The organism is Paenibacillus barengoltzii NBRC 101215, assembly GCF_004000745.1.
GTDB classification, from domain to species: Bacteria; Bacillota; Bacilli; order Paenibacillales; family Paenibacillaceae; genus Fontibacillus; species Fontibacillus barengoltzii.
Map to the genome: position 1 here is coordinate 1 of NZ_BILV01000116.1, position 9,962 is coordinate 9,962.

The 9,962-nt window shown below is 51.5% G+C and carries 10 protein-coding genes; 1 reads left to right on the forward strand and 9 read right to left on the reverse strand.

Features of this window, described 5'->3' with window-relative positions; all coding sequences use genetic code 11:
- Positions 1 to 222: 222 nt before the first annotated feature.
- From PBA01S_RS21795 to PBA01S_RS21820, 6 genes are all read right to left on the reverse strand, one after another.
- Positions 223 to 510, reverse strand: a complete 288-nt coding sequence (locus tag PBA01S_RS21795) for a hypothetical protein (protein ID WP_028539679.1) — start codon at positions 508 to 510, stop codon at positions 223 to 225.
- Positions 511 to 684: 174 nt separating this feature from the next.
- The gene (locus tag PBA01S_RS21800; RefSeq protein WP_028539678.1) at positions 685 to 1,035 is read right to left on the reverse strand and encodes a type II toxin-antitoxin system PemK/MazF family toxin; all 351 of its coding nucleotides are present in this window, start codon (positions 1,033 to 1,035) and stop codon (positions 685 to 687) included.
- Between the two features lie 3 nt (positions 1,036 to 1,038).
- Positions 1,039 to 1,320 (reverse strand): CopG family ribbon-helix-helix protein, encoded by a 282-nt coding sequence (locus PBA01S_RS21805; RefSeq protein ID WP_016313120.1) that lies wholly within the window; start codon positions 1,318 to 1,320, stop codon positions 1,039 to 1,041.
- Between the two features lie 247 nt (positions 1,321 to 1,567).
- The gene (alr, locus tag PBA01S_RS21810) at positions 1,568 to 2,749 is read right to left on the reverse strand and encodes an alanine racemase (RefSeq protein WP_028539677.1); all 1,182 of its coding nucleotides are present in this window, start codon (positions 2,747 to 2,749) and stop codon (positions 1,568 to 1,570) included.
- Between the two features lie 229 nt (positions 2,750 to 2,978).
- Positions 2,979 to 4,097, reverse strand: a complete 1,119-nt coding sequence (locus tag PBA01S_RS21815) for a LolA family protein (RefSeq protein WP_127576724.1) — start codon at positions 4,095 to 4,097, stop codon at positions 2,979 to 2,981.
- A gap of 156 nt (positions 4,098 to 4,253) precedes the next feature.
- The gene (locus PBA01S_RS21820) at positions 4,254 to 4,853 is read right to left on the reverse strand and encodes a TetR/AcrR family transcriptional regulator (protein ID WP_127576725.1); all 600 of its coding nucleotides are present in this window, start codon (positions 4,851 to 4,853) and stop codon (positions 4,254 to 4,256) included.
- 127 nt (positions 4,854 to 4,980) lie between these two features.
- Between PBA01S_RS21820 and PBA01S_RS21825 the strand changes: the two genes are divergently transcribed.
- A complete protein-coding gene (locus tag PBA01S_RS21825) occupies positions 4,981 to 5,538 on the forward strand; it encodes a hypothetical protein (protein ID WP_085170015.1) in 558 nt (185 codons plus the stop codon).
- A 326-nt stretch (positions 5,539 to 5,864) separates the two neighbouring features.
- Here PBA01S_RS21825 and PBA01S_RS21830 read toward each other — a convergent pair whose 3' ends face one another.
- The 3 genes from PBA01S_RS21830 to PBA01S_RS21840 all read right to left on the reverse strand — a co-directional run bounded on the left by PBA01S_RS21830 (position 5,865) and on the right by PBA01S_RS21840 (position 9,843).
- Positions 5,865 to 7,118 (reverse strand): MDR family MFS transporter, encoded by a 1,254-nt coding sequence (locus tag PBA01S_RS21830; protein ID WP_085170014.1) that lies wholly within the window; start codon positions 7,116 to 7,118, stop codon positions 5,865 to 5,867.
- A 72-nt stretch (positions 7,119 to 7,190) separates the two neighbouring features.
- Complete coding sequence (locus tag PBA01S_RS21835; protein ID WP_085170013.1) at positions 7,191 to 9,002, reverse strand: cache domain-containing sensor histidine kinase; 1,812 nt, start codon at positions 9,000 to 9,002, stop codon at positions 7,191 to 7,193.
- A 10-nt stretch (positions 9,003 to 9,012) separates the two neighbouring features.
- Positions 9,013 to 9,843 (reverse strand): response regulator transcription factor, encoded by an 831-nt coding sequence (locus PBA01S_RS21840; RefSeq protein ID WP_127576726.1) that lies wholly within the window; start codon positions 9,841 to 9,843, stop codon positions 9,013 to 9,015.
- Between the last annotated feature and the right edge of the window lie 119 nt (positions 9,844 to 9,962).

Genomic DNA, 9,962 nt, shown 5'->3' on the forward strand with positions numbered 1-9,962 from the left:
GGCCGGAATCCGTTTTTTTATATGAAAAATCGAATAGAATCCGCCCTAATCCCCGAAATCAACACAATTCTATATGAAAAATCGAATACATTCCGCCGAGCCGAGCCGAGCCGCACCACCTTACCAGACTGCCCCCTACCACCCAACCGTCCAAGCAACAATAAGAAAGTGCAAGCCGCCAAGGAACTCCCTTGCGCTTGCACTTTTGCTCGTTTCGCTAGCCTAGCCCACTCCATAAACCGAGGCCATGCAATCGACGAACATCCGATTGTATTCTTGCCGGGTCAGGTCCTTGTTGCACTGGATATCCCGCCCTAGGAATTGGTACCAGGTGATCTCGACCTGATCCTTTTTGTACAGGAACCGGCCGTTCGTTAATAAAAACTTGTCATTCTCAAAGGGCACGATGTTCTCGTAATCCAGCTTGCTGTCTTGCTGCTCGGCCACGAACGTCGCCAGCAAAATCAACATTTTGAAGGGATCGTCATAGATTTCATACTGAGCGCTCAAACGGCAACCTCTCCTTTATCCGTGATTACTCCCATCGTACTCGAATTGCCCGCGCGACAAATAGGAAAATTATAAGATCCTATATCAATTTTATCGCAAAATAAACAACGCCCCGGAGCAACGTCCGGAGCGTAAAAAAGTCATTCTAAAAACGCACACATGAGTAATAAATGTTCAAAAATCAATTAAACCGAGACTGATGAGCAGTGATTCGTTCACTTTCTTCATCGTCTCCTCATCCAAATGCGTAATTTTATCCGTTAGTCTTTGTTTATCGATCGTTCGAATTTGCTCCAGCAAGATGACGGAATCCCGGTCAAATCCGTGAGTTGCCGCATCAATCTCCACATGAGTCGGCAATTTCGCCTTTTGGATTTGTGCCGTAATTGCAGCAACAATGGCTGTTGGGCTAAATCGATTTCCGATATCATTCTGGATGATAAGCACCGGTCTGACCCCGCCCTGCTCAGAACCTACCACAGGGGAGAGATCTGCAAAAAAAACGTCGCCGCGCTTTACGATCAATGTTTACACCCCGCTTACTAGGCGGTCCAGAGTGATGTCTGCATCTTCTTCCGCATGGAACGCTTCGGAGGCCATGGACAAATTAATTTTGGCCATCTCCATATAGCCGCGCTGCATCGATTCTCGGATAAACCGTTTCTTCCGCTCGTTCAAATACAGCTTCATGGCCTGCCTGATCAATTCGCTGCGATTGGAGTTCTCCATCGCCACGATTCCATCAACTTCCTGCAATAACTGATCCGGCAAACTGATCATGATTCTTTTGGTGTTATGCATATTAGCCATCTTAAAACTTCCACCCCCAAAACCTACTCGCCCCTGTTTCCTGATAATCAGTATAGCATTATTCAAGGAAATTTATACAAAAGAAATATATGCCGAGCGTATATCAAGTATGCTGCATTTCATTATAAACAAAAACAGTAGTGCCGTACATACCTGATCATTTCCATGTTTAGTATTCGATAGACCTGGCATAAATTCCTTCACACAGGGAAAGTTTTGTTGAAATTTGTCTGCTGCGCCAATTCTGTCACAGCAGCGGGTTCAGCAATAAGACCGATTCGCCCTTTCGTTTGTACACCCGAGGCACTCGGTGGGCTATCATGCAAATCAACTCGTAATGGATCGTTCCCATGGCGGAAGCCAGCTCCCCGGCGGTAATTTCCTCGCCGGCTTGCCGGCCGATGAGCACAACCTCTTCGCCGGCTTGAATTTCTTCGGCTTCCTCAGCCAAAGCTTGAAGCGATACCATACATTGGTCCATGCATATAACGCCAACTACAGGGACTCGGCGGCCGCGTATTAGTACCTGCGCCTTACCGTTTAACATCCGTGAATATCCATCGGCATACCCGATCGGAAGCGTGGCAATCCGCTCTTCCTGCTCGGTGATGTATCTCGCTCCATAACTAATGGCAGAATGGGCAGGCAATGTCTTGACCCGTACCGTTTCCGTTTTAAGCGAGAGAACCGGGGTGAGCTGCACTTGATCACGTCTCACCTCGTCGGACGGATACAAACCGTACAATGCGATGCCAATGCGAACCATTTGCACCGACAGTTCCGGCATATCAATGGCGACGGCGCTATTTCCCGTATGTATGATTGGGATGCGAATATTATGCTCCCGCAGCGCTTCCACCACGCCCTGAAACCGGCGATATTGTTCCAATGTATAGCTTTTGTCTTCCTCGTCCGCCGTGGAATAGTGAGTGAACAAGCCTTCCACTTCCACATGCGGCACTTGCATTGCCTTGCGTACAAAGGCGACCGCCTCATCTCCAGGCAGCAGTCCGACGCGGCCCATGCCGGAATCGATCTTGATATGGACTTTCAGCTTATGCGGGAACTCCGCAGGATTCAGCGCTTCAATCGCCTCCAGCACTTCGTGGCTGAAGACATTTAGCGTGACATCATGTTCCCAAGCGGTGCGAACCCCGTGTGGCGGCGTATATCCTAGCACGAGAATCGGCAGCTTAATGCCGGCTTTCCGAAGCTCCAACGCTTCGTCCAGAAAAGCGACACTAAGATAATCCGCGCCGATCTGTTCCAACTCCTTCGCCACAGGTACAGCACCATGCCCATACGCATTAGCTTTTACGCATGCCAGCATTTTCATGTCCTTCGGTTGTCTTCTCCGCAATTCCTCGAAATTGCTGCGCAGCGCGTCCAAATCAATTTCCGCATGGGTTGGTCGATACATCACTTGCACTTTCAGGTCACCTTCTCCAAAGATTGAGAGTTCAAATATCTGAGCAATATCCTAATGGTAATGTTCATGGATGCGGCTGTCAATTCTGCAAAAGAACCCAATTCCTGAGAAGGAGTTTATTTTATCAAAGACACCATTAAAAGACACCATTAATAGAAGAAAGAGGCGAATCCACGGGGCCGGGGGAGCATGCTCCTTCGGCACAGCCGCAATCCGCCTGTTCCTTGTGTTACTTACCGGTTTGATCCTGCATTGAAGCGGCAATTTTCACCATTTCAGTCACCGGCAAATTCTCGCTCGTAATCCGGAATTCCAAACCGTCCACTGTCCAAGTCAGCGTCCGCAGGGTATCGCCGGTCAGCAGCCCCCACGTAAAGCCCATATCGATTAACTCACCCGGTACGAGCGATGCAGTGCGGTCTGGCGAACGCGTCTCTGACAGCGTAAATTGATATGTACCGTCATACCGCAGCAGTACAGTCGTACGATCGGTGCCTTCTACGGCTTTGTCGTCCTGGTACAAGACACCATCTGGCAGATACGTTGGGATAATCACGCCAAAAGGTTCCGTTAACGCCGGTGCAGCCGAAGTGTCGCCATTCGTTTCCTCGGTTGCTGCATCGCCGTTTGCGCTCGTTGCCTCATCCGTTGGCGTCTTCTCCACAAGCATGCCATTCTCATCGACTTCCAGCAGGGTGCCTTGGGAATTCTGGGCAGCCGTATCGAGGTTATGCTGCATGTCAAACGAGTTCTTGTCAAACTTAGTGCCAAAGTCGAACTTATCGAATTTCACTTCGACGACGACTTTTGCTTCAGCATCGGATACCTGAACTTGCTTCGGTGCATAGTTGTCCTTCGCCAGCCAGATTTTTTGCCGGACAAGGGCATGAGTGTTGTAATTCGCCGCAACATCGAAGATGTAGCTATCCTTGTCAGCTTCAAATTGCCGTGAGCTGTCGCTCAAGATGCTGCGAGCCAGCGTTTGATACAGATACACTTGACCTTGGTTCTCCGGCCAGTCGCTTTGGAAGCGGAAGCTCTTGTTCAGGCTTGGCGTCAGTACGAACACACCTTGTTCGTTGCGGAGCACGATTTGCGTTACATCTTTTTGCGCATTGGTGAGCGCAATTCGGTAGAACGACGGGTTTTGGTACCAGACCTCCACCTTGTACTCCTGAGGCTTGTCACCCGTATAAAGCGTCATCGTGCCGGAGCCCTGATAACTCTCCAACTGGGCAACCAATTTGTCCAAATCCTTGACGACGCCGTCGGCGTCCTTTTTCCCGCATGCAGCCAGCACGAAGCTTAAGGCTATCACGATGGTCAGCATCCACGTGAAACGGCGCATGAGATCATCCCCTCTGCAGTTTGATTTCCTAAACTGATACATGTCTATGAGGGAACTTGGCCGATTATGCAGACTAGCCCCGGCTTGACCGAAAGACAAGTAGCCCGGATTTGGGGATACCCGTTGCAGTTGCTAACGATGGAAGATGATTGCAAGCTATTGATCCTTAAATGCATTCGTGATCGAATCTAGATGAGCCTTCAGGACGCGGTTGATTTGGTCTGGACCTACCCGCAAAGGATCAAGCAAGGCATGCAAGGTGAGACCGTCGATCAACGCGTGCAGACGCACCGTTTCCATCTCCGGATCGAGCCCGGGTTGCAGCAACCTGTGCTGATCCAAAGTGGTGATCAATCGCTGCATCAAGTCGTACAACCCGTCATGACGCGCATCAAACTTCCACGGCTTATGCCGGAAATAGGCCGTAAACGCCATCCACACCTCCGCTTCCGCCCGGGTCTCCTCACGGGTCGGCACGACCTCCTGCAAAATCCTCAGCACCTTCTCCAGCGACGGCAGATCCATTCCGGAGATTGCGATGATCCGTTCTGTTACTCTCTCCTTGACCAGGTTCATCGCATACCGCAGCAGCTCCTCCTGCGAGCTGAAATCATGGCGCAACGCTCCGGGCGAAAGTCCCGCTTCCTTGGCAATATTGCGCACGGAGGCCCCTTCCATCCCCTGCTCCAATATCACCCGCCAGGTAGCTTCAGCGATAGTCTGTTTTCTTTGTTCATGATCTACTAGTTTTGGCATGCTCCTAGTTTAGCACCTCCAAGGCGGATTACACAATTTATTTAGTACAGTTGTATTAATTAAAGCAGGATGATACAATACACTCAACTTTTACATTTTATCTATACCGGAATTACAGGAGGTCATTATGAACTTTGTTGCATGGATGATTGTAGCCTGTGAGATCGCCTTTTGGATCGTGATTCTCGCGGGACTATCCGTCCGTTACGGATTAAAGCGGCCAAAGCTGGGAATGGCCCTGCTGGCTTTGACGCCGGTAATTGATCTGGTGCTGTTCGTCCTCACCGGAGTTGACCTGTACAACGGTGCTGTTGCGACAACCGCCCACGGCATCGCAGCCGTCTATATCGGGGTATCGATTGCTTTCGGCAAGGGCATGATTGATTGGGCCGATCGTTGGTACCGTTATTTGATCATCGGGGAAAAGGACGCCAGACCACCTAAACGTTACGGCCTGGAGTATGCCAAACACGAGCTGAGAGGATTTCTGCGCCATGCCCTCGCATTCCTGATTGGCGGAGCACTGCTCCTTGGCATGATCACCTTCATCAACGATCCGAGCCGGACGGAAGCGCTGGGCGGGATCCTGCGTGTCTGGGGGATCGTGTTTGTCATCGATGGCCTCATTATGATTTCCGCGTTCATCTGGCCCAAGCAACCGAAACCTAAAACGGACCGGGCTTGATCGCCCGATCCGTTGTCAAATGGTATGTACCTGCCGTTCCTAACTTATATCAGTTACCTGTAAAAAGTACCGTTATTTTCGATAAATATAGCCATTGTGTTCAATTAACTGGAAATTCTAACGTTAATTCCGCCCGGAACCGCCCATAGGCGCCAATTCGAGCAAATTAACAATAGAATTTCCCGTTATTTTCGCCAAACCGCCTGTATGCCCCGAATTTAACGGTAGAAAATCCCGTTAGTAGCTCCGGTCCGGCGATGCTATTTTCTCCTTCGCCAGACTTCAAAGGAATTGCACCCACATCAGCACTTTAGCATTTCCGCTTCTCAGCCAGGTACTCCTGCCTGCGCCTCTGTCTTCATGGCCAGCGCCTCTTCCTTCGCAGTCAAGTGACGCTTCGCCAGCAGCAGGAACGGCACGCCGCAAGCCGTCGTCAGCGCAATGATCCCAAAGATCAGCAAAGCCTGCACGGCGCCAAAGGCATCCAGCAGAAAACCGCCCACCAGCGGTGCAAGTACATTGCCTAATTGGTTGAATCCAAACATCCCGAAATACGTCCCGCGCAGCGACGCAGGGGCAATCCGGTCAACCAGCACGTCCGTCATCGTAAACATCAGCACTTCGCCGATCGTAAAGATCACCACACCCACCAGGAACGCCCAGACCGCATGCACCGAGCCGAACAGCAGCAGGCTGCCGGACACGAACAGATTGCCCGCAAGCAGCGGCACAATCGGTGAGAAACGGCCGGCAAACTTGACGATTGGGAACTGCACCGCCAACACGACAATGGCGTTCAGCGACAGCATATAGCCAAACAGCTTGGCTCCGTCCTGGATGCCCGGCGTCATCTCCAGATACTGTGCCAGCGTGGAACTGAAATGGCCGTACCCCAGCACACAGAAGATCATGCCGATCAGTACATATAAGAAAGTACGATCTCTTCCGGTCACTTGCATGGCGCCCTTCAACGTCAAGCGCTCGCCGGCTCCATGCCCCGCGTTTCCGACTTCTTTATGCAGGATAAACTGAAAAACAAGAACCAGACCATATACCAAATACACAATTCCCGCGAAATAAAAGGCCAACCCTGACTCTGAAGCCCCCACTTGCAACCCAAGAATCGGCCCAATGACAACACCGAGATTGATCGCGGCATAACGCAAATTAAAGACCAGCATTTTGCTTTCTTGCGGCGTGATATCAGCCAGCAGCGCCCGGGAGGTTGGCTCGAACAGCGCACGACAGAGTCCGTTTAGCGCGTTCATAATAAAGAAAAGCCACACTTGGTTCGCCATCCCAAAGCCGATAAACACCAGCACCCAGCCAAATATCGAAATGTACAGCACCCGCTTGCGTCCAATGACGTCCGAGATGTAACCGCCGTAGAAGCTGGCGAATACCCCAATCAATGAACTGACCGCAACGACAACCCCAGTCTCAGAGGGAGATGCTCCAAGCGACTTAATCAAGTAGATCGATAAAAACGGAATGCTCATGGACGATGCCATCCGTCCAAAGATCGTCCCAACAATAATCGTCCAAGACAAGGGATGAATCTTCTTAAGTTGTGAGTTCATTGTGATTTCGCCTTCTTTATTCACAAGATGTTCAAAACTATCTCCCTATTTAAACCGCGAAATCAATAGTTGTCAAGACTTGTCAGAAGAAGAAATGCTTGACGTTCCTGTAGAGGCACGAAGACCCGGCATTTCCTCACCATGAGGAACGGCCGGGAACCGGATCAGCACCGTCGTACCGATCCCAGGGCGGCTAAACATCTTCACCCCATATTCCGAGCCAAAATGCAGTTGAATGCGGCTATGAACATTCCGAATGCCAAAGCCCCCATCGGCTCCGAGGGCTGGGTGGAACACTTGCTGTTGCCGTCCCTGCGTCATGCCGATACCGTCATCAATAATTTTGAAGCTGACCACCCGCCCGTCCGTATATCCAAGAATCCGAACGTGGATCGGATCGCCAAACCAGGCATGCTCCAGCGCATTCTCAATAAACGGCTGCAGCACAAGCTTCACCGTGGCTAAGGACAGGATAGCCGGGTCCACCTCAAAGTCGAACGACACCGCCTCACCAAACTTCGTTCGCTGAATGTTAATATACGCTTCGGCCTGCGCTAGCTCGCTATAAATCGGGATGATCGTCCGTCCATCGCTGAGCGACAAACGGTAAAATTTCGCCAAGTCCAGCACCATGCGCTGCAGCTTGTCAATCTCCCCGAACTTAGCCAGCCGGCTGATCGAGGACAACGTATTATAGAGGAAATGCGGGTTGATCTGCGCTTGCAGCGTTTCCAGCTCAGCCTCTTTTTTCTCAAGCCTGGTCAGATAGACCTGCTCAATCAACTGCTCGATATTTTGTCCCATCTCATTCAGGGCGGAGGCGATCTGGGAGAATTCGTCTTTTCCCCGGTAGCGCATCCGTTTATGCAAATCTCCCTCGCGGAAGGCGTTTAGCACCGAGACGATTTTCGTCACCCGGATCGAGAAATAACGGGAGACAAACATGCCGGCAAACGTAAACACAATCAGGCACAACACGCAGATTAAGGTCACAAACCAACGCACCTTCGCCGAGTCCCGTTCCATGATCGTCAGGGGCACCCGGGCCGTCAGCACCCATCCGGGGCCATCGAGCTCCTCTTGGATCGTCAAATATTCGGCGGTTCCCGAGGATGATGTAACCCCTCCGGACTCGTATAACGTCTCCCCCGCCCCATCCTGGATTAGCAGCTGGCTGCCTTCACCGATTTTGCGGTAATCCAGCGCCTCAAACAGCTCGCCGATGCGAACGCTGAGCCTTAAGAAGCCGATTTCCCGTAAATCGAACGGCGTATTGCTATCGACCAACCGGCGCAGCAGCGAGATTCGATCCTGATCCCGATCCTTCTCCACCTGCCGCCAAACAAGCGTCTCTCCGTATCGCTCCTCCGGGAAATCGATGTACCACGCTTTATGCTGAAGCCGGCTTAAATGATAGATATTATAGTTGCCTTCCAATGCATCCGGGTTCTCATTCACAAAGGAGCCGTGATAAATCTCAGGCAAGGTATCATTCTCGAGAAAAACGTACATGGCAAGCTTCAAGCCGGTCGCATTCATGGCGATATGTAGCTTGGGCTGAAGCACCATCGTCGTTCGTTCATAACTGCTCCAGCCCTCCTCATAACTGCGCAGCTGCGTAATCAGCGTGTAATCGTGATAGAGCATCGAGGAGACGCGCTCGACATCGGCCAGTTTATATTCAACGTTATCCCGGATTTGCAGCAGTGTCCCCTGAATATTACTGCGGGTCTGATTGCGAATCGACTCCTGATAGAGAGAATGGGAAAAATACCCGATCGCCAGCACCGGAATCAAAATAAATACGAGGTAGGTCAACATCAGCTTGTAGCCAAACGGAAGGTAACGCGGGGCCTGGGGCAGCGTGACGCGGTGGATCTTCATCAAGTTGGATTCACTCCCGTTTGCGGAATTCCATCGGCGTCATCCCGAAGGTCTCCTTAAATTGCCGGCTAAAGTAAGGGATATAGCGGTATCCGACCTGACCGGCGACCTCGTAAATTTTCACCTTAGGGTCCCTGAGCAGCTCGCGCGCCCGTTCCATTCGCAGCTCGGTCAGCATTTCACTGAAGCCTTGACCCGTTTCTTCCTTAAAAAGATGTCCCAGATAATTCGGCGAAAAGGCAAATTGCTGAGCGATGTTCTTTAAAGTGAGGTTCTCATGGAGGCGCTCCTGCATCGTCGCGATGATTTCCCGGATCAGCCGGCTGCAGCCTGGCACGGGTTGCGCTTCATTCAACTGCGTCGCAGCTCGCTGCTCCTGCTCGTCCTCCAGCCGCTTTACGCCCTGTGCTTGCAACGCCTGCATCATTTTTAGATACTGTTCCTCCGTCCGCTTCCGATTCGCTTCGTGCTCCAATTCCAGCGTAATTTGCCGGAGCGAGGCGACCAGCTCGTCATCGTCCATCGGCTTCAGTACATAGCTGCAGGCTTTGAGGGAGAGCGCCTGCTTCACATAATGAAAATCCTGGTGTCCGCTGACAAACACTACGCGGACGTCCGGCTTCCGGTCCATCGCCCGGCGTGCCAACTCCAGTCCGGACATATGCGGCATATTAACGTCCGTTACCAAAATGTCAATGGCCTGCCGCTCCATCAACTCGCAGGCTGAGAAGCCATTGCTTACGGCGCCCACCACCTCCATCCCCAGCTCGGACCAGGGTATAAACGTTCTCATGCCCTCCAGGTCAAGATGCTCGTCATCAGCAAGCAGTACCTTGTACACGATCGTGTCAGCCCCCTTTTTTCCTTGCGGAAATTCGGTTTCAGCTCCGTTTCCCCTAAGTATACCCGGCCTCCCCGTTCGTTGAGAACGGAGAAATTCCTCTAATCCTCCCTGTCCTG